At 73.7% G+C, this 23,495-nt stretch carries 15 protein-coding genes and 2 pseudogenes; 9 read left to right on the top strand and 8 right to left on the bottom strand.

Annotated elements, in window-relative coordinates; all coding sequences use genetic code 11:
* Nucleotides 1-17: 17 nt before the first annotated feature.
* On the bottom strand, nt 18-1,091 hold the full coding sequence (locus FVS66_RS14115; protein ID WP_149181395.1) for an acetylhydrolase: 1,074 nt from the start codon (nt 1,089-1,091) through the stop codon (nt 18-20).
* 85 nt (nt 1,092-1,176) lie between these two features.
* Here FVS66_RS14115 and FVS66_RS14110 point away from each other — a divergent pair, with 85 nt between their 5' ends.
* Nucleotides 1,177-2,142 carry a winged helix-turn-helix domain-containing protein gene (locus tag FVS66_RS14110; RefSeq protein ID WP_149181536.1) on the top strand — a complete coding sequence of 322 codons (966 nt, stop codon included), beginning with the start codon at nt 1,177-1,179 and terminating at the stop codon, nt 2,140-2,142.
* Nucleotides 2,143-2,165: 23 nt separating this feature from the next.
* On the opposite strand, the pseudogene FVS66_RS14105 reads toward FVS66_RS14110, so the two are convergent.
* Together FVS66_RS14105 and FVS66_RS14095 are read right to left on the bottom strand one after the other, a co-directional pair.
* Nucleotides 2,166-5,147 (bottom strand): annotated as a pseudogene (locus FVS66_RS14105) (Tn3 family transposase).
* Between the two features lie 391 nt (nt 5,148-5,538).
* A complete protein-coding gene (locus FVS66_RS14095; RefSeq protein ID WP_149181535.1) occupies nt 5,539-5,973 on the bottom strand; it encodes a hypothetical protein in 435 nt (144 codons plus the stop codon).
* Nucleotides 5,974-6,216: 243 nt separating this feature from the next.
* Between FVS66_RS14095 and FVS66_RS14090 the strand changes: the two genes are divergently transcribed.
* On the top strand, nt 6,217-7,374 hold the full coding sequence (locus tag FVS66_RS14090; RefSeq protein WP_149181534.1) for an ROK family transcriptional regulator: 1,158 nt from the start codon (nt 6,217-6,219) through the stop codon (nt 7,372-7,374).
* 67 nt (nt 7,375-7,441) lie between these two features.
* On the opposite strand, the gene FVS66_RS14085 is transcribed toward FVS66_RS14090, so the two are convergent.
* The gene (locus FVS66_RS14085) at nt 7,442-8,200 is read right to left on the bottom strand and encodes a GntR family transcriptional regulator (protein ID WP_149181533.1); all 759 of its coding nucleotides are present in this window, start codon (nt 8,198-8,200) and stop codon (nt 7,442-7,444) included.
* A 240-nt stretch (nt 8,201-8,440) separates the two neighbouring features.
* Here FVS66_RS14085 and FVS66_RS14080 point away from each other — a divergent pair, with 240 nt between their 5' ends.
* A complete protein-coding gene (locus FVS66_RS14080; protein ID WP_149181532.1) occupies nt 8,441-9,271 on the top strand; it encodes an alpha/beta fold hydrolase in 831 nt (276 codons plus the stop codon).
* Nucleotides 9,272-9,534: 263 nt separating this feature from the next.
* Here the strand turns inward: FVS66_RS14080 and FVS66_RS35940 are convergent.
* Nucleotides 9,535-9,744 (bottom strand): annotated as a pseudogene (locus tag FVS66_RS35940) (EamA family transporter); the annotation flags it as partial.
* Here FVS66_RS35940 and FVS66_RS14070 point away from each other — a divergent pair.
* The 5 genes from FVS66_RS14070 (at nt 9,706) to FVS66_RS14050 (ending at nt 18,015) form a co-directional block, all read left to right on the top strand.
* Nucleotides 9,706-9,993 carry a hypothetical protein gene (locus FVS66_RS14070; protein WP_149181531.1) on the top strand — a complete coding sequence of 96 codons (288 nt, stop codon included), beginning with the start codon at nt 9,706-9,708 and terminating at the stop codon, nt 9,991-9,993. The pseudogene FVS66_RS35940 and the gene FVS66_RS14070 overlap by 39 nt on opposite strands.
* Nucleotides 9,994-10,338: 345 nt before the next feature.
* A complete protein-coding gene (locus tag FVS66_RS14065) occupies nt 10,339-11,718 on the top strand; it encodes an SWIM zinc finger family protein (RefSeq protein WP_149181530.1) in 1,380 nt (459 codons plus the stop codon).
* Entirely contained in the window at nt 11,715-14,351 is a 2,637-nt protein-coding gene (locus FVS66_RS14060) for a DUF6493 family protein (RefSeq protein WP_149181529.1), read from the top strand. Before FVS66_RS14065 ends, FVS66_RS14060 begins: the two co-directional genes overlap by 4 nt.
* A gap of 106 nt (nt 14,352-14,457) precedes the next feature.
* The gene (locus FVS66_RS14055) at nt 14,458-15,948 is read left to right on the top strand and encodes a GNAT family N-acetyltransferase (RefSeq protein WP_149181528.1); all 1,491 of its coding nucleotides are present in this window, start codon (nt 14,458-14,460) and stop codon (nt 15,946-15,948) included.
* Nucleotides 15,949-16,320: 372 nt separating this feature from the next.
* Nucleotides 16,321-18,015 (top strand): DUF885 domain-containing protein, encoded by a 1,695-nt coding sequence (locus FVS66_RS14050; protein ID WP_149181527.1) that lies wholly within the window; start codon nt 16,321-16,323, stop codon nt 18,013-18,015.
* Nucleotides 18,016-18,028: 13 nt separating this feature from the next.
* Here FVS66_RS14050 and FVS66_RS14045 read toward each other — a convergent pair whose 3' ends face one another.
* Complete coding sequence (locus tag FVS66_RS14045; protein ID WP_149181526.1) at nt 18,029-18,559, bottom strand: rhodanese-like domain-containing protein; 531 nt, start codon at nt 18,557-18,559, stop codon at nt 18,029-18,031.
* Nucleotides 18,560-18,653: 94 nt separating this feature from the next.
* On the opposite strand from FVS66_RS14045, the gene FVS66_RS14040 reads away from it, so the two are divergent.
* Nucleotides 18,654-19,100, top strand: coding sequence for an Lrp/AsnC family transcriptional regulator (locus FVS66_RS14040; protein WP_149181525.1), 447 nt, complete (start codon nt 18,654-18,656; stop codon nt 19,098-19,100).
* On the opposite strand, the gene FVS66_RS14035 is transcribed toward FVS66_RS14040, so the two are convergent.
* Nucleotides 19,090-22,203: an AAA family ATPase gene (locus tag FVS66_RS14035; RefSeq protein WP_149181524.1), complete on the bottom strand. Its 3,114-nt coding sequence runs from the start codon at nt 22,201-22,203 to the stop codon at nt 19,090-19,092. The genes FVS66_RS14040 and FVS66_RS14035 overlap by 11 nt on opposite strands.
* A complete protein-coding gene (locus FVS66_RS14030; protein ID WP_149181523.1) occupies nt 22,200-23,378 on the bottom strand; it encodes an exonuclease SbcCD subunit D in 1,179 nt (392 codons plus the stop codon). The genes FVS66_RS14035 and FVS66_RS14030 overlap by 4 nt, the downstream gene beginning before the upstream one ends.
* Nucleotides 23,379-23,495 lie beyond the last annotated feature (117 nt).

Here is a 23,495-nt window from a genome sequence, read left to right as displayed (position 1 = left end):
GCCGCCTCGTAGTTCCGTTACGAGAGATGGCGGGCGAAGAAGGTCCCTACCCGGCGCCGTACCTCAGCGAGTGTCATCGCAGGGTCGCCGGTGCCGACGAGCGCGGTCCGCGCCGTCGCTGTCACGAGACCGGAAGTCTGGAGTCGAGGGACGAGCGAGCCGTAGTCGGTGAATGCCCAGTGGTTCGCGTCGGGGAGCAGCCTGCTGCGGCCGGGAAGGCCCGCCCAGGACGACTCGATACGGGCGGCGCCGTCGAATCCGTCGGAGCGGAACAGCAGCAGCGGCTGATCGAAGCCGGCCAGCGTCGGGTACAGGTCGAGATAGCCCTCCAGGTTCACCACCGCGCCGACCCGGCGGTCGTCACGGGCCGCGTACACCGCCGCCGTGCCGCCTGCGGAGTGCCCGTACATCCCGATCCGGCAGGTGTCCATGGCCGGTGCGAGCTGTAGGTCGCTGAGCCGGTCCAGGACCAGGCGGAGGTCCGCGATCCGGGTGTCCACCATCGTGCGGAAGGTCGCCGGGTCCGGGGGTCCGATCAGGACGGTCGTCCGCATTCCGGTGGGCAGCTCCACCTGAGAAGCGTCACCGGGGTGGTCGACGAGGACGACCACTCGGCCGTTACTCGCCAGGTCCTCGGCGAGGGTTGTGCCGAGCGTGCGGGAGTCACCACCGCCGGGTGAGTACACCAGCACCGGCCGCCGCCCGGGCAGCGGCGGCGCGCCCATGTACCCGTGGGTGAGGACCGCGCCCCAGTCCACCATTCCCGGCTCCGGCAGTCCCGGATGAACGTGCGGCGCGTACTCGGCGAACTCCCTGGCCTCGGCCGGGGTGAGCTGCGGGGCCCGGGAGAAGCCGCGTACCGATCGGGCCGGGTACAGGACGGTCAGCATCAACTCCCGCACGCCGCCCACCCATGGGTCGGTCCGGGACGGGTCCGTCAGATGGACCGTCTGCATGCCTACGGGGTACGGGCCGGCGGGCGCGGGCAGCCGGAGGACCGGGCCGCCACCGGAGGCGGACGCAGCCGTGGGCAGCAGGGCGGCGGCACTCCCCAATAGGGTGCCTTTCAAAAGAGTGCGTCGAGAAGTCATACGAACATCCTTGGGGCGGGGGCCATCACGGTGCGAAGGTTCAGGCCCTGGCCGAAAGGCTGGCCCAGGACGAGGAGCTGTGAGGGTGCTGCGAATCCACTTCACCGCGCAGGACTTCGCCCAAATCCGCTTCGCACCCCGCCCGGCGCCGCTCCAAGAGCTGCACGCCGTCCTGACGACAGCCGTGACCCGGCGTGGCGGGCCGCTGTTCGCGCCGTGGCGCGGACGCGTCCTGCGCTCCCTCCCGGCCGCAGCTAACCCGCTCGCCGACCTGGTTCCAGCGGGCCGCCCGCCTTCCTTCCTCGACGTCATCGGCGACACCATGGCCGACGGCTTCGAACAGATCCGCGCCACCAGCCCCGGTCTCGTCCGCTCCGAGCTGGAGCGGGTCTACGGGACGATGCCCGCGCCTCGCTGGATCCGCGGCCTGCACGCGGGCGACGAGACGGCCTGGCGCACCATGCACCGCGCCCAGCAGGCCGCGTACGAGACGGTCCTCGCCCCGGTCTGGTCCGTCGTACAGGATCTGCACCGTGAGGAGTTCACCCGCTACGCCCTGACCGTCGCCGAGCACGGCGTGGCCGCCACGTTGACCGGCCTGGCCCCGGGCAGCCGACTCCACGAGGGTGTGTGGGAATGGCCCAGTGCAGCGCCGGACCGCGACGTCTGCCTCAACGGGCGCGGCCTGGTTCTGCTGCCCACCTTCCACCACCCGGCGGGCCCACTTCTCCACGACACCCCAGGCCATCCCGCGGTCCTGACGTACCCAGCCGGTCCCGGGCTCCCTCCCACCGCGGGGCGCCCGGTCGTCGCCACCGAGACCCTGGCCGCCGTCCTGGGCCGCACCCGGCTGGACGCCCTGCGCCTCCTCGCCGAGCCTCACACCACGACATCCCTGGCCCGCGCCCTCCACGTCAGCAACGCGACGGCCTCGTCCCACGCGGCGGCGCTCAGATCGGCAGGCATGGCGACGACAACCCGCACAGGCCGCTCGGTCACCCACCAACGCACTGCCCTCGGCACCCTGGTTGCGGGCGCTTGGCCGCCGTAGTTCGCCACACTGGTCGGCCACCCTTAGCCCTGTCCGCTCCCGTCGTCGTCTTCGTCCAGCTCGGGTGCGTCGGGGTCGCGCAGCGGGCGCAGGACGCCGGCATCCGGGACCTGTGCGGTGAAGCTGTAGCGGCCGAGCAGGTTCAGGTTGCGGTGCTTGAGCGGGGAGAGGCGGGTGCGACATCCTCGTCGCGGATCTCGTGGCCCTCGGCCTGGAGCTGGGCGACGGCGGCGTCGATGTACTTCGTGGTCCACAGCACGATGGCGTTGAGGACCAGGCCGAGCGCGCCGAGCTGGTCCTCCATGCCGTCGCGGTATGCCTGGTGGATGGTGCCGCGCTTGCCGTGGCACACGTCCCGGGCCAGCTTGTGGCGGGACTCCTGCACGGTGAGCTGCCGGTTCATCTGCCTGCGGTAGGTGTCGTCGACCGGGTCGACCACGCGCAGCAGGTGCTCGGTCTTGGCGATGCGCCCGTACTCGGCGAACGCGACGGCCAACGGGGTCGGGCGGCCGTCGCGTCCGAACATGCGCAGCAGGTCGTAGGCGCGGACCTGGTTGGTGACCAGGGAACCGGCGACCTTCAGCATGTCCGGCCAGTGCGTGATCACCTTGTTCAGGTTCACGCGGTTGCGGGCCAGGTCCTCCACCGCGCCGTAGCTGCCCGTCTCGACGCCGGGCATCGTGGCCCGCCAGAACCGCTGGTCGTCCAAGTCGCGGAACCTGGGGCTGAAGTTGTAGCCGAGGATCTTGAACAGGCCGAACACCATGTCGGAGTACGAGGCGTTGTCGGTGGCCACCAACTCCGGCTTGACCCCGCCGTCGAGGTTCAGCAGCGCGTCCAGGATGTGCAGGGAGTCGCGTGGGGTGCCTGGGACGACCATCTGCCCGATGCCCGCGACCTGGTCGTTGACGGCGTTGAGCCAGGTGATGCCGCGCTTGAATCCGAAGTACTTCGGCGACGGCGCGGCATTGATGGTGCGGACGGGGACGACGAAGCGCAGCCCGTCCACCGAGGCGAGCAGGCCCTCGCCCCAGAACTTCACGATGGGCACGGCGGCCTGGGCGGCGATGAGCGCGGCGTTCGCCGCGGCGATGGTGTCGGCGCGCAGGTAGTACTGGTCGACGTGCACGAGCCGGGCCCGGGTAAGCGCCTCGTAGCCGGGGTTGACCACCGGGACCAGGCCGATGTTGCACGCCTCGGACACCAGCAGCGCGACCACCGAGGTGGACAGGTCCTTCATCCGGGTCGTGCCGTCGCCGAGATACACGAAGGCGTCCAGGAAGCCGGTCCAGGCGTTTACCTCGAACAGCAGGTCCGGCAGGTCGATCTTCGGGAGCATCCGCTCGACCCGCTGGAGCAGCCAGGTTAGGGACTTCGGCTCGCCGAGCGCGCCGAGCTTGTCGACGTTCAGCTTCACCCGCCCGTCGTCCTGCACCTCGATGGAGACCCTCGCCGCCGGCCCGGCCTCTTCCAGACGCTCGGCGAGCTGCTTCCATCTGGCGTCCAGGCCCCGCACCAGCTCCGCCAGGTCCTCGGTGACGGGCATGTCCAGGCTCAGCCCGGCCAGCACGTCCTCCTCGACCGCGTCCCAGTCTGGCCCGTCCAGCAGGCGGGCGCGCGGGTTGGACCAGCGGTGCGAGGGCGAGGCGAACACGTCACGGTTGTTCAGGGCCCGGTGCAGCTGCTCCAGCACGCACACCACGTAGGCGTCCCGGTCCACCGCGCCCTGCGGCAGATCCGGGTTGGCGTACACCGCCTTGCGCCACGCGGGCAGTACGGGCTTGTCGTCCACCTCGCGCGGCAGCAGCGGCTTCACCCCCACCTTCCGCCGGGCCAGCGCCGGCAGGCCGCGCACCCCGGCCAGGACCCGTTTCCCGGCGCTTGCCGCGTCCAGCGCTTTCGACTCGCCCAGCAGGGACAGGAACGGCCGCACCGTCGCGTACCGGTTCGCGAGCGCGGCCCGCATGGCGATCTCGGCCGAGTTCTCGTCCTCGGGCACCAGGGTCACCACGGTGGCCGCCGCGCTCAGCGGCCGCTCCTTCTCCGTCTTCCGCTTCGCCGTGTTCAGCAGCCGGGTGGCCATCAGGACCTGGAACAGGTCCAGAGCCTCGTCGATCGCCTTCGCCTCCAAGTGCCGCATCACCGCGGTGAGCATCGCCGTGCGCTTCGGCTCCGCCGCCCGCTCCAGCAGCGGCGCCCTCGACCCCAGCGCGTACCGGGCTAGCGCCGCCATCCGGTTCGGCGGGATCTGCGACAACTTCAGCCGCCGCAGCCGGTAGGCCCCGATCTCGTCCACCCGCTCCAGCGCGCGGGCGAACGCGGTGCCCGTCGTCCGCGTCGGCGGCCAGCGCAGCCGCTCCAGCTCCGAGAACCGCGAGCCCTTCGGCGTCTTCAACGCCGCCACCAGATCCCCGGGCAGCGCAGGGTCCGCGCGGCGGGCGGCGCCCGCGACGGTGGCGTGCAGCCGCTTCTCCGCAACCTCCCGCGCCTCCGACACCTGCCGGGCCAGCACCGACACCCCAGGCAACAGCACCTGGTGACGTCGCAGCCAGCCCACCGCATGGTCGAACAGCGCCTTCGGGCCCTCGGCGTGCGTCCACGCACGCCCGTGCAGGAACGTACGAAACCGCCGGCCCCCACTCGGCATCCTCGTAGGGGTGGTAGCCGTAGGCGTCCCGGATCTCCCACGCGTGGTCGTACAGCGTCTGGCGCCGCTCCGCGTACCTCTTGACCACCGGCAGGTCCTCGATGCCGAGCTGCGCGGCCAGGTGCTCGATCACCGGCCACGGCACCGCGAGCGGGTCCTCCAGGAACAGACCGACGTAGCGCACCGTGCACATCTGGAGCGCGAACCCGAGCCGGTGATGCTCCGTCCGCCGCAGGGCGATCAGGTCCCGGTCCACGTCGTCCAGGAAGAAGAACCGCTCCAGCTCGGGCCTCGTCGGCTCCTCGGCGAACGTCCCGTACGCCTCGGCCTGCTCATCACTCAGAAATTCCACCGGCACGAGCCGGACCGTAGCCAGCCCCGGACCAGGCCCGGAGGCGTTTCACCGAACCCCAGCGGCGAAGTGGATCACTGTGCTAGCCGACCGTGATCGTTCTCACCGATAACCGCTGTACCGATGTTCCCCGAGGCCGACCCTGCGTGAGATGACGATCTCAGTACGCAGAAACAGGGCCACCATTATCAGTTCGGTTAAGCAGGCGTGTCCGTGTTGGCAGGAGGTGCCGTAGGGGCGTCCGCAGGAGCCGAGTTCGACCTTGCGGCGGTCGAAGTGCTCCTCGAACTCCGACCACTCCGCGTTCGTCGTGTCGCGGTACTCGCCATCGGGGCGGACCTGGCGGCGGTGTTGTAGGTGTTCCTGGTAGTGGCGATACGTCCTCGTCGCGCGGCCGCTACGGCGGATCCGTGTCCGTGATCACGGCGAGCAGTTGGAACGGCAGTTCCCTGTCCCACTGGGAGACGCCCAGTGCTATCCAGCGGCCGTCCGCACGCCACAGATGCAAGTCGGGCACATGGTTGCTGAGGCCGTCCCACGGCTCGGGTATGTCCTCGCCGTCCATGCCGCGCCGGAACACCGACCAGAGGCTGAAGATCTGCGGCTCCCCCCAGCGGGCGGTGAGGAGCACCCCCAGCGCGTCGCGCTCCGCCTCGTACTGCTCCGCGACCAGCTCGACGCGGCTGCGGTCCTCCCAGAAGTCCTCGCTGGTGGCGAGCTCGGCCAGGTGGTAACCGGGGCCGCTGTCGCCCACGTCCGATCTGCTGCGCTCCCCGGGGAAGGGACGGGAGCGCAGCAGGTCGATGGTCGCCAGGTGACGGGCCGTGGTCATGGGTCCAGTAAAGCCTTCCGCACTGACAATTGGCGTGGCGTCAGGTCACGCCTGGGGACGACCGCGGGTCGGTCGGCGCCGCAGGGGCGGCCGTCGGGTCCAGGGCCGTGCCGCGCGGGGCGGTCATCGGGTCCGGGACGTGCCGCGCGGGGCGCCCAGGGCCGGGGCGGGCCCGCGGTCGCCGCCCGACCCAGCATTGAGTACCATCCGGCAGACACGCGGCACGAGCTGGGAGGACACACGGTGGGCCGGCTGACCGGCGGCGACCCTTCGCTGCTGCGGCGGATCAACTCCGCGGTGGTACTCCATGCGCTGCGCGGCGGTGAGGCCCGCACGCTGACCGACCTCACCCGTCTCACCGGCCTGTCCCGCCCCACGGTCGAGGGTGTGACCGAGGGGCTCATCGAGGCGGGGCTCGTGGTCGAGGCCGGGCCCGAGGAGGGCGAGGTGCGGCGCCAGGGGCGGCCGGCCCGCCGGTACCGGTTCCGGGCCGAGGCCGGCCATCTCCTTGGCATCGAGATCGGGCCGCACCGCGTGGCCGCGCTGCTGTCCGGGCTGGACGGGCGGATCATCGGCGCCGGTGCGCGGGAGGTCTCGGAGACCGCGTCGGCCGACGAGAGGCTGGAGCGGGTCCGCGCGGCGGTCGCCGACGTACTGCGTCGTACCGGTGTCGCGCGTGGCGCACTGCGGGCCGTCGGCGTGGGCACGCCCGGGATCGTCGAGGCGGACGGGACGGTCCGGCTGGGTACGGCGCTCCCAGGGTGGACCGGGCTGGCGCTCGGCGACCGGCTGCGGCGGTCGTTCCGCTGCCCGGTGCTCGTGGAGAACGACGCCAACGCGGCGGCCGTGGCCGAGCATTGGAAGGGTGCCGCTATCGACTCGGACGACATCGTCTTCGTACTTGCCGGGCTGAGCCCGGGTGCCGGATCGCTGATCGGCGGGCGACTGCACCGGGGGTTCGGCGGGGCGGCCGGCGAGATCGGGGCACTGCACCTGCTGGGGCGGGGCGAGACGCCGGAGACGCTGCTGTCGACGACGGACGAGCCGCTGCACCCGCTGGACGAGCAGGCGGTCGCCGAGGTGTTCGCCCGGGCGCGGCAGGGCGACGAGCGGGCGCGGGCGGCGGTGGACCGGTTCACGGAGCGGCTGGTGCACGACGTGGCGGCGCTGGTCCTGGCGCTCGACCCGGAGCTGGTGGTGGTCGGCGGCTGGGCCGCCGGGCTGGACGGGATTCTGCCGCCGCTGCGGGAGGAGCTGGCGCGGTTCTGCCTGCGGCCGCCGCGCGTGGAGCTGTCACTGCTGGGCGAGGCCGCCGTCGCCACGGGGGCCTTGCGACTGGCGCTCGACCATGTCGAGGAGCAGCTGTTCGCCGTGGAGGGCACGGTGACGGCACGGCGCTGAGCCGGCCGGGCTCTGCCGCCGGGTGCGGCCCGCCCGGCGCGGCCGGGCGCGCCGGGCCGACCGGTGTTCAGGACGCGATCTGGAGGTCGCCCACGTCGCCGAACGTGAGGCGGCAGGTGTCGGCGCGGTACGTGGCCACGGACACCGCGGCGGTGCGGCCGCCCGACAGGTAGCGGGTGGTGACGACGAGGACCGGCGCGCCCGGCAGGCGGTCGAGCTCCTTGGCGTCGTCCGCGCGGGCCGAGCCGAGCTCGACGGCGCGGTCCTGGCCCTCCAGGGGCAGCTGCTCCAGTTCGCGCAGGACGCCGCGCGCGAGGGCCGGTCCGGCGAGGGTCCCGGGAGCGACGAGGCCGGGGACCGACGCCAGGGGTACGTACAGCTGCTCCGCCGCGACGGCCTGGCCGTGCGTCGCGCGGAGCCTGCGCACCACGTGCACCGGGCGGGCGGCGCCCGTGGCGGGGTCGGTGTCGGTGTCGAGGAGGCGGAGCACCGCGGCGGGCGGTACGGCGGAGGCACAGTCGACGGCCTGCCAGCTGTCCTCGCCGGCGCCGGGCCAGCGGTGCTGGACGGTGGAGACGTCCACGCCGACGCGCGGCGGGGCGACTGTAGTGCCGACGCCGCGGCGGCGCTGCAGGCGGCCCTCCAGCTCCAGCTGTTCGAGGGCTTGGCGGAGCGTGGCGCGGGCGACACCGAAGCGGGCCGCGAGCTCGCGCTCGTTGGGCAGGATCTCGCCGACCTCGAACTCCGAGTCGAGCGCCTCGCCGATCACGGTCTTCAGGTGCCAGTACTTCGGCTCCGGCACCGATTCCAGCTGCGTGGTCCCCACCCTGATCCTCCGCGATCGCCGTGTCCCGGACGAAATTCCGTGCCCTTGTTTATTAAAGGTTCCTGCACTAACTCTGCGACCATAGGACGGGGCACCCCCTTGGTCAAGACCAATCGTCGCGCGACCGTGCGACGTGGTGACGGTGTGCGTTCAAGGCGCCCTTCAACCTTGGGCTACCGAACGGAAATTGTTGCTGACATGCTGTCTGCGAAGCCCGGGCGGGAGACAGGGAGCAGCAGCATGGCCGAAGAGGTCGCGTTCACGGTGGAGTCCCCGCGGGGGCCGCGCACGCTGTCCGTACGGTACGAACGACAGGGCGCCGGCGAACCGCTGCTGCTCCTGCACGGGATAGGGCACCACTGGCAGGCGTGGCAGCCGGTGCTGGACATCCTGGCGGGCGGACGGGATGTGATCGCCGTCGACCTGCCCGGCTTCGGAGCTTCGACGGCGCTGCCGGACGACATGGCGTACGACCTGTCGACGGTCGTGCCGACGCTGGGCGCGCTCTGCTCGGCACTGGAAATCGAGCGGCCCCATGTGGCCGGGAACTCGCTGGGCGGACTGCTGGCCCTGGAGCTTGGCCGGGAGAAGCGGGTCCGGTCCGTGACGGCGCTGTCGCCGGCCGGCTTCTGGACGGACGCCGAGCGGCGGTACGCCTTCGCGGTGCTGCGCGCGATGCGGGCGGGCGCGCGGTCCCTGCCGGTGCCGCTGATCGAGCGGCTTTCCCGGTCGGCCGCCGGACGGGCGGCGCTGACGAGCACGATCTATGCGCGGCCCGGGCGCCGCTCACCGGACGCGGTGGTCGCCGAGACACTCGCGCTGCGCGGGGCCACCGGTTTCGGACAGACCCTGGCGGTCGGGCGGGACAGCCTCTTCTTGGACGACGTCCGGGACGTGCCGGTCACCATCGCCTGGGGGACGAACGACCGGCTGCTGCTGCGGCGGCAGGGCGTCCGTGCCAAGCGGGTCATGCCGGGCGCCCGGCTCGTGCGGCTCCCCGGGTGCGGGCACGTCCCGATGAACGACGACCCGGCGCTCGTCGCCCGGGTCATCCTGGACGGCAGCCGCTGACCGGACGCGGCTGTCACCGCCCCGCCGCACCCGGCCGAGCAGGCCGGAGCCGAGTGCCACACCGGCGCCGACGAGGGCGCTGCCGACCGCCTGGCGGAGCCGTACGAGCCGGTGGCGACCAGTGGCGCGGTCATTGCGGCGGACAAGGGCCACGGCCTCCTGCGGGCGGGGACGCGCAGGGCGTCCCCGCCGTCCGGGACGAGACCGAGGGCGGCGGCCTCTAGCGCGGCGACCACGACGGGCGCGCAGCCGACGAACACACCTGGCACGGCGGGCTCCGCGGTGCGTTCCGCGGCGAGGACCGCGAGGTTGAAGCCGACCATGCCGATGGCGGCGTGCACGGCGATCCGTGTCCACGCGGCGGCGGTGAGGGTGCGCAGAGGGGCTGTTCCGTCACGGCCCAGCAGGGGCAGGAGCAGCGGGCAGGCGAGGCCGTGGCGGAGGGCCTGGCCTCCGGCGTACGGGTACGAGCCGAAGACGCTGTTGACGGTGAAGGACGCGCCGACGAGGACGCAGGCGAGGGCCGCGAGGAGCGCGCGCCGTGCCGGGAGGTCGCGTTCGTGACGCCGACGCTAGGGAACGTGATTGTCCTGGTTGAGGACCACTTTCCTCCTTTCTTCGAGGACCACTTGATGCTTCGAAACGTAGTGGGTGGCACTGACAACGACGCCCGGCCCGGACGGCCGCCCGGAACGTGGAAGCCGTGTAGGTCCGGCGAGTGACGGATCGGGAAGAGGGCGGTGGAGCCTGGAAGTTGCCGGTACGGGCGCTCGCCGCTCCGGCCAGGCTGCGGGGCCGTGCCGTGCAGGAGGCGCTGCGGGACGCGGTGAGGTCGGGGCGGCTGGCGGCCGGGGGACGGCGTACCGCTGGTGCTGGGGTACGCGTACCTGACGCCGGGGGACATCGGGCGCGGGATGCGGGCCCTTGCGCGGGCCGTTCACTCCGCTGCGGTGTGGGCCGGCCGCGCTGGTACGGGAGGAGCCGGTGGCCGTCCGGGACCGCGACCGTCACGCGCCGGATGGGCGCGTCCGGGGTGATTGTCAGTGGCGGGTCCTACGGTCGGAGACATGACGCGATCCGTACAGGCGCTCGCCTACGCACGCCCGTCCGCCCTGGAGTCCTCGCAGGTCGGGCGGTCGCTCGGCCTGGAGACCTCCGGTGGGCTGACGCCGGCCGGGGCCGAGGCCCATCCCCGTTTCTTCTCCGGCTTTCTGACCGCGCCCCAGACAGCGGCGCGCGGTCTGCTCGCCGTCGCCGATGTGGCGGCGGCCCGCTACTACCAGCGGCTCCGTCCCGGATCGCTGGACCCGGTGGTGACGGGGAACGGCGACCGCCTGCGGTTCGAGTCGTTCTCCGGCTGCAACGGCGTGTACGCACGCCTCGACGTGCTGCGTGAGGGCCTGGACGGCGCGGACACCGGACACGGCACGGCGAACGTGGACGTGAACAATCCGCTGAGGGAGGCGCTTTCCCGGCTCACCGGCGAGGACCCGCTGCACCTCCGGGTCGGCCCGGAGGAGTTGGCGGTGACGACGCTGGGCGGCTCCGTCGTGGAGAAGAAGGTGCCGCTGCCGGACCGCTGGCTGCGCGGGTTCGCCGAGGCGCAGGTGGCGAGCGCGGGGTTCGACCTGCGGGCCGAGCTGCCGGCCGCCGAGGCCGTGCGGTTCCTCCGGTCGCTGCCGCGCGGCACGGGCGCCTCCGCGCGGGTTCCGATGTGGGTCGTACCGGCGGGGCGCACGCTGCGGCGGACGACGCGGCCGGTGCCTGGCGCGGTGTGTCTGGCGGGGCCGGACCGGCTGGCCGCGCTGCAGCGGGTGCTGCGGCACGCAATGGCGCTGCGCGTGTACGGGCCCGTGGCGGACCGCGCGGGCGCGTCGGCGTCGAGCGCCTGGGAGGTGGTGCTGCCCGGGATGCGGCTGACGCTCACGCTGTCGCCCGACCCGTCGCGCGGGTTCTCCGGCGAGGGCGGGGTGCTGGAGGCGCTGGCCACGGAGGACGCCGCGCGGGACGCGGAGCTGGTGTCGGTACTGCTGGCCTGGGAGCCGCGCATCGACCCGGCCGGACTGGCCGCTCAGGCGGGCCTGCCGGTGGAGCGGGTGCGTGCGGCGCTGACCCGGCTGGGCTCGGCGGGGCGGGTGGGGTACGACGTGGCGGACGCCGCGTACTTCCACCGGGAGCTTCCGTACGACGCGGACCGGGTGGAGCGGCACAACCCGCGGCTGGTGGCGGCCCGGGAGCTGGTCTCCTCGGGTGCGGTGGAGCTCGCCGGTGACCTGGCGACGGTGGCGTCCGGGCAACGGAGCTACCAGGTACGGGAGTCGGGCGGGATGCTCACGTGCACGTGTCAGTGGTGGGCGGACCACCGGGGCGGGCGCGGCCCGTGCAAGCACGCGCTTGCCGTACGGATGGTGCGGCGTGGCGCGAAGGTGACCGGAGGGGTCCGATGAAGGAGCTGCTGGACGCTGTGCGTCAGGGCCGGGCGGAGGATGTTCCCGGCCTGGTGAAGTCGTCGGACGCCGCCGGGCGCAAGGGCGTGCTGGGTGAGTTGAAGACGCTGCGCGCGGAAGCGCGGAACTGGGGCTGGGACCAGTGGGAGAAGCGGCGCCGTGTCCATCACGCGCTGCTCGTCGCCGGGGCCGGGTGCCACGGCGGAGCGGCCGCGGCCGCCACCTGGATCGGCGCCCGGGACCTGAGGGACTGGCGGCAGCCGCCGTACGGCCTGCTGCTGGATGTGCTCCACGACCGTGACGCGGCATGGCTGGGTGATGTGGCGCACCGGCTCGCGGGCCGTGCCGCGACGGCGCGGGAGGACTACCCGCTGGTCCATGAGCTGGTACGGCGCTCCGGCTGCCCCGTGCCGGTGACGGACGGCTATGTGTACGGATGGGTGGACGAGCTGTCGCGGCGCGGCAGACGGCCGGATCTGTCGGCCGATCCGCAGGCTCCGGTACTGGTGCCCAGGCTCTTCGAGACGGCCGAGCTCGCCGACGGTCTCAGCTGGAAGGAGGGATGGACGGAGGCTCTTGTGGCCCTGCCCGGCGCGGGTGCCGTCGAACGGGCGGTCCTTGTGGACGGGTGCGTGGCGCGGCTGCTGCGCGGCGGCCGGGCGTCCGACCTCCGATTCTTCCTCGGTCTGCTGCGGACGCTGGAGCTGACTGCGGACGAGGAGCGGGCGCGTACGGCCGACTGGATGGGTCTGGCGGCGGACGCCCCGTCGACGGTGGCCGGGCACGCGCAGGACGTACTGTCCCGGCTGGCCGCCTCGGGGGACCTGTCCGCGCGGCGGGTGGCGGAGGTGTCCGCGTCGGTGCTGTTCCGTACGGAGAAGAAGCTGGTCCGTGCACAACTGGTGCTGCTGGGCAAGGTGCTGCGGCGTGACCGGGATGCGGCCGGGGAACTGCTCCCGGTGGTGGCCGAGGTGTTCGGGCACGAGGACACCGCGCTCCAGGAGCGGGCCCTGAAGCTGGTCGGCAGGCATCTCGACGCGGTGGGCGGTGAGGTGCGGCGCGAGCTGGCCGACACGGCGGCCGCGCTGCTCAGCCCGGTGCACCGGGCCGTGGCCACCGAGGTGTTCGGCGGACTGCCCGATCAGGTGGGTGCGGACGGTCCGTACGAGGACCTGCTGCCGCCGGTGCCGGAGCCGCAGCGCGTCGCGCCGGCCGCGCGGACACTTCCGGAGCTCGTCGAGGAGGTCGCCGCGCTGCTCCGCTCCGGAGAGGAGGACGTGATCGACGTCGAGCGGGCGCTGGACGGCCTGACCCGTTCCGCGTACGAGGACTTGGCGGCGCTGCGGGAGGCGATCATGCCGCTCCTGGCCGACGAGTGGTGGTGGGGCGAGGACCGGGTGAACCTCCGGCACGTGGACGGTGTGCGGCTGGTCGCGGCCGCCGCGGCGGGCCGGGTGAGGCTCGACGATCTGCGCCGGGTGATGCGGTCCGGTTCGGATGCCCGCTGTGTGCACCGGCGCCTCGAGCGGATACGGGAGGCGCGGGCGCAGGAGGTCGCGTGGCGGATCATGACGGAGCCGCTGCCCTTCCTCCTGGCCACGCCGGCCTGGCACACGGGCACGGTCGAACCGGCCGAGCTGGTGGAGCGGCTGGCCGCGTACGGACGGCTCGGTGCCGGTCCCGCCGAGTGCGATGTCGCGCAGGCGCTGCTGCGAGTCCGCAGGACGGGCCCGGGCGTGGCCGAGGCGGCGGAGGCGGCGGCCGCTCTGGGCACACCGGAAGGTACGCGTCTCGCCGGGTGGTTGACAGATGGGGAACTGTACGGTCCGGGGACACGCGAGGTCGTCGAGATGTCCGGGCGGGGCTGGGCGGCCGCGGTGCCGTCCGGCACCGGGCGGATCGTGGTGAGCACACCCGGACAGCCGGTGATCCAGCGGGAGTTCCCGCCCGCCTTCCGGGCTCTGGGCAGCCCCTGGTCGGCGACGGGCGACGGTTGTCACCACTGGTGGGCCACGGACGGGGCCGACCTGGCCGTCCTGCCGGAGGACCGCGAGACGCTCGCGGCGTGGCTGCTGCCGGTGGTGACCCTGGCCGCCGACGCCGACGTCCGGGACGTCGCCCGGCCGCTTCCGGCGCTCGTCGAGGCGGGAGGCGAGGCTGGCCCCGCGCTCCATCTGGCGCTGGGCTGCGGGCTCGGCGCGCGGCACACGGAGGACCGGCTCGCGGCCGTCGACGCGCTGCTGGTGCTGGCGGCGCGGGAGCAGTTGGACGCGGCCCGGCTCGGCGGCGACCTCGCCGCCCTGGTCGGCCTCGGCACGGTGAAGCTGAACCGGCTGGCCGACTCGCTGCGTACCGCCGCCGCGACCGGAGCGTACGCCACGCTCTGGGCCGTGCTGGCGAGCGCGCTGCCCGCGCTGCTCACCGCCGACGAACCGCCGCGCGGGCTCGGCGGGATACTCGCGGTGGCCGCCGATTGTGCCGAGCGATGCGGGGCCGCGGCACAGAGTCGGGCCGGCGCGACGGTGGACGGGCTCGACGCGGTCGCCGCGCGCCCGGGCTCCTCGCAGGTGGTCGTCCAGGCCAGGAGGCTGGTGAACGCACTGCGACAGCCGACCGGCCAACCGGCCTCATAAACTGCAAAAATCAACCGTTAAGGACACAAATATATCCTTAACCAGACAGTCACAAATCGTTCGTGATCACGCAACACCGCTGCGCCAGAGTGCTGCCATGAACGACATGACCCAAGCGACAGTCACTTCCGCGAAGCGTACCCGCCGCCAGCACCACTGGCGGCGGGATCTCGTGGAGCTCGCAGCCCTGTTCACCGCTGTGGCGGTCGCCGACGCGATCGCGAACACCATCGCGCACGGACCCGACGGCCCGTATCTGCTCATCGTCTCGGCGGTGGTCCTGGTGGCCACCGCCGCGTTCCACACATGGTGGGCACGCCGGCAGAGTCACTCGCCGCCGACCGCCACCGGGGAGGCATCCGCCGCCCCGGTCGCCTCCCCGGTCACCGAGCCGGCCGGGGACGGCGCGGGCGACACCGACCGCGGATCGGCCGGGACGGTGCTGTGGCGGATGCGGGCCACCGTGCGCGACGAGCCCGGCAGCCTGGCCGCCCTGTGCGGCGCGCTCGCCGAGCTGCGGGTCGACATCCTCACCCTGCAGACCCATCCACTGGCCGACGGCACCGTCGACGAGTTCCTGCTGCGCGCCCCCGCGTCGCTCCAGCCCGCCGGACTCACCCGGCAGGTCGCAGCGGCGGGCGGCACACACGTGTGGACGGAGCGCGCCGATGCCCACGACCTGGTGGACACCCCCACCCGGGTCCTGGGCCTGGCCACCCGCACCGCCCTCGATGCCGCCGAACTCCCGCTCGCGCTACGCCAGTTGCTGGGCCGGTGCACCATACGGTCCATCCCGGCCGTCTCCGCGACCGGCCGCCGCAGCGAGCGCACCGCCCCCGTGGAGGGTGCCCTGGAGCAGGACGACACGGTCATGCTGCTGCGTGACCCGTACGGCGGTGTGATCGCCGTCGAGCGCCCGTATCTCCCGTTCACGCCCAGCGAGTTCGCCCGGGCCCGTGCCCTGGTCGAGCTGGACGCGCGCCTCGGCCCGCGGATCCCGCGCAGCCAGGACGTGCTGACCCTCCCCGAGGGCAACGAGATCACCGTCCGCCGCGCCGACCAGGGCGACCTGGGGGCCGCCCGGGCCATGCACGACCGGTGCTCCGACCGCACCCTCGGGCTGCGCTACCACGGGCCCGTCGCCGACGCGGACCGCTATCTCAACCACCTGCTCAGCCCCCGGTTCGGAAGGACGCTCGCCGTCGCGACGCCCTCCGGCCGGCTGGTCGCCCTGGGCCATCTCCTCTGGGACGGCGACGAGACCGAGGTCGCCCTCCTCGTCGAGGACGACTGGCAGCGCCGCGGCATCGGCTCCGAGCTGCTGCGCCGTCTGGTGGGCCTGGCGGTGGACGCCGGATGCGACAGCGTCTACGCGGTCACCCAGTCGTCCAACACGGGCATGGTCGCGGCCATGCGCGGGCTGAACCTGCCGCTCGACTACCAGATCGAGGACGGCACGCTGGTGATCACCGCCCGGCTGGGCACCCTCCGCGCCGAACAGCACAAGTCGGCCGAACGGCGCGAGCAGGCCGTGCCGTACGCCGACCGCGGCGTGGAGCCCGGCCGCGCCGGTCAGGGCACCCGCCGCCGGCCGTAGGCGCACCCACCAGGCCGGGCCAACGACTCGATCCGGCCAAACCCGGCCACGACCCGGCGGCGCCGCGCCCGACACCTCCGCGGCCCGCCGGGCGCCCCCGCCACGCCCCGTACCGCTCCAGGTGCGAGGCGTCCACAGGCTGCCGGGAACGGAGGCGTGACACTCCCCACGGGGTTCCGCCACTGGTCGCGACAACCGCCCGGCGCACATGGCCGCGGCCCCGCGCCCCCGACCGATCCGGACGACGACCGTGGCGCTCGGCGCCCGACCCCGGCGCGCGGGGCGGAGGAGGCACCGGCGGGCCGCTCATTTGTCAGCCGACTGTGATCGAATGAGGTGACGTGGGCGGCGGCCGCGTACGAGGATGGTGTCATGCCAGATACCCCCTGCAGCGCTCTTCCGCGCCAGGTCGCGGACGCCTTCGTGGACGCCCTCGTCGAGCTCGACCCGGTCACCGGCACGTACCTGGGCGTGCGCGAGAGCCACGCGCTTCTGCCCGACTTCTCCCCCGCCGGCCAGGAGGAACTGGCCGTACTGGCCCGCGAAACACTCGCCCGGCTCGACAAGGCCGAAACCCTGCCGGGCGCCGACAGCGACGCCGAGCGCCGCTGCGGTCGGCTCCTGCGGGAGCGCCTCACCGCCGAACTGGCCGTACACGAGGCAGACGAGGGCCTGCGCACCGTCAGCAACCTGCGCTCCCCCGCGCACAGCGTGCGCATGGCGTTCACCGTGATGCCCACCGAGACGGACGAGGACTGGGCGGCCGTCGCCGAGCGGCTGCGGGCCGTGCCCGCCGCGCTGGACGGGTACCGGGAGGCGCTGGAGCTGGGCCTGGAGCGGAAGCTGCCGGGCGGCCCGCGCCCCACGGCCACGTTCGTCGAACAGCTCACCGAGTGGTCGGGGGGCGACGAGGGGGCACGGCGCGGCTGGTTCGAGGAGTTCGTCACGGCCGGCCCCGCCGGGCTGCGCGTGGAGCTGGACACGGCGGCGCGCGGCGCCACCTCGGCGGTCGCGTCTCTGCGCGACTGGATGCGCGACGTGTACGCGCCGGCGGTCAAGGACGCCCCGGACGCCGTGGGCAGGGAGCGCTACGCCCGCTGGTCGCGCTACTACAACGGCACGGACTTCGACCTGGACGAGGCGTACGCGTACGGCTGGGACGAGTACCACCGGCTGCTCGGCGAGATGAAGAAGGAAGCCGCGAAGATCCTTCCCGGCGCCGGCCCCTGGGAGGCGCTGGCGCACCTCGACCAGCACGGGACGCACATCGAGGGCGTCGAGGAGACCCGGGTCTGGCTGCAGAAGCTGATGGACGAGGCGATCGACGCACTCGACGGCACGCACTTCGAACTCGCCGAGCGGGTGCGGCGCGTGGAGTCGCGCATCGCGCCCCCCGGCAGCGCCGCCGCCCCGTACTACACGGGCCCGTCCGAGGACTTCTCCCGCCCGGGGCGCACCTGGCTGCCCGTCAACGGCGAGACACGGTTCCCGGTGTACGACCTGGTGTCGACCTGGTACCACGAGGGCGTGCCCGGGCACCATCTGCAGCTGGCGCAGTGGGCGCATGTGGCGGACCAGCTCTCCCGCTACCAGGCGACGGTCGGCATGGTCAGCGCCAACGCGGAGGGCTGGGCGCTGTACGCCGAGCGGCTCATGGACGAGCTCGGCTTCCTGCCCGACGCCGAGCGGCGACTCGGCTACCTGGACGCGCAGATGATGCGGGCGTGCCGGGTGATCGTCGACATCGGTATGCACCTGGGCCTGGAGATCCCGGCGCACTCGCCGTTCCGGCCGGGTGACCGGTGGACGCCGGAGCTGGCGCAGGCGTTCTTCCAGCGGCACAGCAGCCGGCCCCCGGCGTTCGTCGAGAGCGAGATGATCCGCTACCTGTCGATGCCGGCCCAGGCGATCGGCTACAAGCTGGGTGAGCGCGCCTGGCTGCTGGGCCGGGAGAACGCCCGCAAGGCACACGGGGCGGCGTTCGACGCGAAGAAGTGGCACATGGCCGCGCTCTCGCAGGGCCCCCTGGGCCTCGACGACCTGGTGGACGAGCTGTCCCGGCTCTGAGGCGCGGCGCGGCTCAGCAGCCGCAGTCGTCGCCGGCGATGGGCGCGGTCAGGGGGTCGGTGTCCCGCCGGCGCCGGCCCTCCCACGTCTCGTACGGGAATCCCTCGCGGGCCCAGTACTCGAAGCCGCCGAGCATCTCCTTGACCTGGTAGCCGAGTTCGGCGAGGGCCAGCGCGGCGCGGGTGGCTCCGTCGCAGCCGGGGCCCCAGCAGTACGTCACGACCGGGACAGTCCGGTCCAGAAGCCGTCCGGCCTGCTCAGGGATGAGGGCCGTCGGCAGGTGCACGGCGCCGGGGATGCGGCCCTGGTCCCATGCCTCGGTGGAGCGGGAGTCGAGGACGACGAAGCCTGGGTCGCCGCCGGCCCAGAGGGCGGCGGCCACGTCGGAGACGTCGGCGTGGAAGGCGAGCCTCGCGGCGAAGTGGGCGGCGGCCGCGGCGGGCGGCGCGGGCGGCACGCGCAGGACGGGGTTGGCGGCGGACGGGGCGGCGGCGGACGGGGCAATGGCGGTGGCGGTGGCGGTGGCCGGAATCTTCGTCGTCATGCCGGAGAATCTACGGATGCCGATCATCTCGGTGAAGTGACGATCCCCGGCCCTGCCCTTGATACGCCGGGGATTCCCCTGCTATTCCTCGTCCATGACGGGATATTCACCGGACGCCACCGACTGGCGCATACTCGAGGCCCTGCAGGCGCAGGGCAGGGCGAGCTTCGCGGAGCTGGCCCGCGCTGTCTCCATGTCGGCGAGCGCCGTGACCGAGCGGGTCCGCAGGATGGAGGAGGCGGGGGTGATCGCCGGATACACGGCGGTCGTCGACCAGGAGCGCCTGGGCCTGCCGATCCTGGCCTTCGTCCGTCTCCGTTACCCGAACGGCAACTACAAGCCGTTCCACGATCTGCTGGACACGACGCCGGAGATCCTGGAGGCCCACCACGTCACGGGCGACGACTGCTTCGTACTGAAGGTCGTCGCCCGGTCGATGAGCCATCTGGAGCAGGTGTCCGGGAAGGTCGGCGCGCTGGGGTCGGTGACGACGAGCGTCGTCTACTCGTCGCCGCTGCCGCACCGCGCGATCAGTCGCTGACGCCCCCCTCGCCCGTCCGCAGCCGCACCTGCGAGCCGGCGCGCCCCTTGACCACCTCCAGCTGGGCCGGGATACGGCGGCGCAGATCGGCGACATGGCTGACGATGCCCACACTGCGGTCCCGTTCGCGCAGCGAGTCCAGGACGTCGAGCACCTCGTCGAGCGTCTGGTCGTCGAGGCTGCCGAAGCCCTCGTCGATGAAGAGGGTGTCGAGCCGGACACCGCCCGCCTCGTCGGTCACGACGTCGGCGAGGCCGAGTGCGAGGGCGAGCGAGGCGAAGAACGTCTCACCGCCGGAGAGCGTCGCCGTGTCGCGCTCGGCACCCGTCCAGGCGTCGACGACATGCAGGCCGAGTCCAGCGCGCCGGCCGCCGCTGCGGGCGTCGGAGTGGACGAGCGTGTAGCGGCCGGACGACATCCGCCGCAGCCGCGCCGTGGCCGCGGCGGCGACCTGTTCGAGGCGGGCGGCGAGGACGTACGACTCCAGGCGCATCCGGCGCTCGTTCTCGGCGGACGTCCCGGCGGTGAGCGTGGCGAGCCGGGCCAGCCGGTCGTACTCGACGCGCAGCGGGCCCAGCGCGTGCACCTCCTCCGCGACCCTGGCGGACAGCCGGTCCAGCGCGGCGCACCGTTCACGGTGTGCGGCCAGGGCGGTGGCGGCGGCGCGGGCCGCGCGATCGGAGGCGTCGTGGGCGGCGAGCGCCGCTTCGACGTCGACGGGCGGGCCCTCGGCGGCGGCGCGCGCGCCGGGCTCGGCGAGCCGGTCGGCGAGCGCGGCCGCCTCGGCCTGCCAGGTGTCGACACGGTGCTGGAGATCGCGCTGCCGGGTGTCGTCCAGGAGGGCGTCGGCGGCGGCCGCCGGGTTGGCGAACCCGGCCTTGTACGCGGCGTCGGCGAGCCGGTCGTCGGCCTCCTTGAGCCGCCGGGCGGCCACCTCGACGGCCCGTGCGGCGTCGGCGGCCGCGGCGAGGGCGCCGGCCCTGCGCTCCAGCAGCGCCGCGCGCCGGGCGACGGTGCCGCCGCTGTCGCCGAGGACTCGGGCGAGCTCCGCGTCGAGCTCGGCCTGCTGCTGGTCGAGCGCCTCGCGCTGTGAAGCCCGGGCGGCGGCCCGTACCTCCATGTGCTGCCGCTCCGCTGACCGCCGCGTGTACTCCGCCTCGGCCCGCTCCAGCGCCTCGCGCGCGTCGCGCACCGCCCCCGCCAGTTCGTACGCCTCCGCGTGCTCCCGCTCCAGCCGCGCGACCAGGTCTCCCAGCTCTCGGACACCGGGACCGCCCTGCTCGGCGGCCGGCTTCCCGGCGTCCGGTTCCCGGGCGTGCTGTCCCCCGGCGCCCTGCCCCCGGGCGCCCTGCTCTTCGGCGTTCCCGGCGGCCGCCTCCGCTGTCGCGGTCGTCAGGGCCTCCCGTACGACGGCGAGTTCGCGTTCCGTCGTGGTGCGGGTCTCCGCGGCCCGGGTGTGGGCCTCGTACGCGGCGGTCTCCGTGGCGCGGTCGACGTGGTCTGCGGTGGGGCGGGCCGGGGACGGGTGGTCGGCGGAGCCGCAGACGGTGCAGGGCGTGCCGTCGGTGAGGTGGGCGGCGAGTTCGGCGGCGATGCCGCGGAGGCGGCGTTCGCGGAGGTCGAGCCAGGTTTCGTGGGCGGTGTTGGCCTGTTCGCGGGCGGTCGCCAGGCGGGCTTCGGCGGCCGCCGCGTCCTGCGCGAGTGCGTCGCGGCGGCGGGCGGCGGCCAGTCGGCGGCGGGCCGGGGCGAGCTGTCCGGCGAGGTGCTCGGCGCGGGTGGCGGCCTCCTGGGCGGCGTCGACCCGGTCGAGCAGGGCACGCCGGGTGGTGTCCCAGTCGGCCAGCCAGGCGGTGGCCTCGTGGAGGGTCTCGTCGTCGGCGCGGGCCTGCCGGTCGAGTTCCGCCCGTTCGCGGGCGATCAGCGCGGTGCGCTGTTCGGCGCGGCGGGCGGAGTCGAGGCCGCCGAGCTCCTGGCGCACGGCGTGTTCGAGGGTGGTGAGCCGGTCGGCACCGGCGTCGGCGAGGTCGGCGGGGAGTGCGGCCGCGGCCCGCTCGCGGGCCGCTTCCGCCGTGCGGTGGTCCCGTTCCGCCTCGTCGCGCAGGGCCAGCGGTCCGGCGACGCGCTCCGCCCTGCGGGCCTGCTCCAGACGGGTCTGCCAGGCGTCCCGCTCGGGGCGGCGGGCGTCGAGTTCTGCGGCGCGGCGGCGGGCCTCCTCGTACCGTTCGCGGCGGGCGGCCAGGTCCCGGCGCGCGTCGAGGGTGCGGCGGGCTCCGGCCTGCCGGGCTTCGGCGGCGACGAGGGCGAGGTCGGCGGCGTCCAGGGCCTCGCGCGCGCCGGAGCGGGCGACGGCGGCCCAGCTCAGGACGGCCTCGGTGAGCCCGGGGTCGCCGGGCTTGCCGTCGGGTGCGGGCCAGTCGTCGGCCGCGTCCCCGGCGGCCTGCGCCATGCGATGGGCGAGGGCGAGGAGCCGCTGGTCGCCGTCGCGGACCCGCTGCTCGGCGGTGCGCCGCAGGTCGGCGAGGCGCTCCTCGACGGCGGCGAAGCGGCGGGTGTCGAAGAGCCGCCCGAGGAGCTTGCCGCGCGCTTCGGCGTCGGCGCGCAGGAAGCGGGAGAAGTCGCCCTGCGGCAGAAGGACGACCTGACAGAACTGGTCGCGGTTCATGCCTATGAGCTGGGTGATCTCCTCGCCGATCTCCTGGTGGGAGCGGCTCAGCCCGTCCCAGGTACCGGTGGCGGGGTCGAACGCGCGCAGCCAGGACTGGGCCTTCTCGGTGGTGAAGCCGTTGCCGCGCTTCTTGGGACGCGGCTGTGCGGGGCGCCGGGTGAGCTCCAGCCGCCGTCCGGCGACGGTCAGCTCCAGGACGACCTCGGTGGGGGTGCCGGCCGGGGCGTGGTCGCTGCGCAGTGAGGTGCCGGGGCTCTGCCGGGCGCCGGTCACGGAGCCGTACAGGGCGAAGCAGACCGCGTCGAGCACGGAGGTCTTGCCCGCGCCGGTCGGCCCGTGGAGGAGGAAGAGCCCGGCGGTGGAGAGCGCGTCGAAGTCGATCTCCTGGTCGGAGCCGAAGGGGCCGAAGCCGCTGATCCGGAGCCGGTGCAGCCTCACCCGCCCACCTCGCGCTCCCGGACGGCCAGGTCCGCGCGGACGTCGGCGAAGGCGCCCCGCAGCGCCGCGCGCTCGTGCGTGTCGGGACCGGCGCCGCCCCGGACGTGCGTCACGAAGTCCTCCGCGATCTGCTGGTCGGTGCGCCCGCGCAGCCGCTGGGCGTAGGAGAGGAGGTCGTCGTCCCCGTCGGCGCGGTCGGGGTCGAAGACGAGGCTGAGTGTGTGGGGGAACCGCCGGGTGAGCCGGGCCATGGGCTCGGCGGGCCGTACGGGGTCGGTCAGGGTGGCCTCGACCCACGCGTCCTCGTGGCGGTCGAGGGCGGGGTCGTCGAGTAGCTGCTCCAGGGGCCCACGGATCCGGGCGAGGGGGCGCGGGACGGGGCAGTCGACGCGCTCGCCGGTGACGCCGCCGTCGGGTGCGAGGTCGACGAGCCACATGGTCTTGCGGTGGAGCGACTCCGAGAAGGAGTACGCGAGGGGCGAGCCGGAGTACCGGACGCGTTCGGTGAGGGTCTGCGCGCCGTGCAGGTGGCCGAGCGCGACGTAGTCGACCCCGTCGAAGACGCCCGCGGGGACGGCGGCGACGCCGCCGACGGTGATGTCCCGCTCGCTGTCGCTGGGTTCACCACCGGCGACGAAGGCATGGGCGAGGACGACGGAGCGGGTGCCGGGCGGGCGGCGCTCCAGGTCGGCGCGGACGCGGTCCATGGCGGCTGCGAGCACCGCCTGGTGGGATGCCTTCCGTACGCCGAAGCGGTCGCGGACCAGGGCGGGTTCGAGGTACGGCAGGCCGTAGAGCGCGACATCGCCGTGCGGCGGGTCGGGGAGGAGGACGGGGGTGCCGATGCCGTCGGGGTCGGTGCGCAGATGGACGCCGGCGCGTTCGATGAGGCCGGCGCCGACGCCGAGGCGGCGTGCCGAGTCATGGTTGCCGGAGATCATCACAGTGGGTACGCGGGCCTCGGCGAGCCGGTGCAGAGCGGCGTCGAACAGTTCCACGGCGGTGAGCGGCGGCACGGCGCGGTCGTAGACGTCGCCCGCCACGAGGACGGCGTCGACGTCGTGCTCGCGCACGGTGGTGACGAGGTGGTCGAGGAACGCGGCCTGGGCGTCGAGGAGGCCGACCCGGTGGAAGGACCGGCCGAGGTGCCAGTCCGATGTGTGCAGAAATCTCACGGTGCCGCTACGCCCCCCATGTGTGCCGCTCCTGTACCGCTCCTCCGCCGCCCGGTCCGGTAGGCAAGTCTGCCATCCACACGGAGCCGAATGGACCACGGTCGGGTTTGCCGTCCG

Source organism: Streptomyces sp. TRM49041 (genome assembly GCF_008271805.1).
Taxonomy (GTDB): Bacteria; Actinomycetota; Actinomycetes; order Streptomycetales; family Streptomycetaceae; genus Streptomyces.
This window is presented reverse-complemented; position numbering and strand designations above follow the sequence as displayed.

What these genes read in the sequence shown, in the direction of transcription:
- FVS66_RS14115 (WP_149181395.1), bottom strand. Translation starts at nt 1,091, where the DNA reads ATGACTTCTCGACGCACTCTTTTGAAAGGCACCCTATTGGGGAGTGCC.
- FVS66_RS14095 (WP_149181535.1), bottom strand. Translation starts at nt 5,973, where the DNA reads ATGACCACGGCCCGTCACCTGGCGACCATCGACCTGCTGCGCTCCCGT.
- FVS66_RS14080 (WP_149181532.1), top strand. Translation starts at nt 8,441, where the DNA reads ATGGCCGAAGAGGTCGCGTTCACGGTGGAGTCCCCGCGGGGGCCGCGC.
- FVS66_RS14065 (WP_149181530.1), top strand. Translation starts at nt 10,339, where the DNA reads ATGACGCGATCCGTACAGGCGCTCGCCTACGCACGCCCGTCCGCCCTG.
- FVS66_RS14060 (WP_149181529.1), top strand. Translation starts at nt 11,715, where the DNA reads ATGAAGGAGCTGCTGGACGCTGTGCGTCAGGGCCGGGCGGAGGATGTT.
- FVS66_RS14055 (WP_149181528.1), top strand. Translation starts at nt 14,458, where the DNA reads ATGACCCAAGCGACAGTCACTTCCGCGAAGCGTACCCGCCGCCAGCAC.
- FVS66_RS14050 (WP_149181527.1), top strand. Translation starts at nt 16,321, where the DNA reads ATGCCAGATACCCCCTGCAGCGCTCTTCCGCGCCAGGTCGCGGACGCC.
- FVS66_RS14045 (WP_149181526.1), bottom strand. Translation starts at nt 18,559, where the DNA reads ATGACGACGAAGATTCCGGCCACCGCCACCGCCACCGCCATTGCCCCG.
- FVS66_RS14040 (WP_149181525.1), top strand. Translation starts at nt 18,654, where the DNA reads ATGACGGGATATTCACCGGACGCCACCGACTGGCGCATACTCGAGGCC.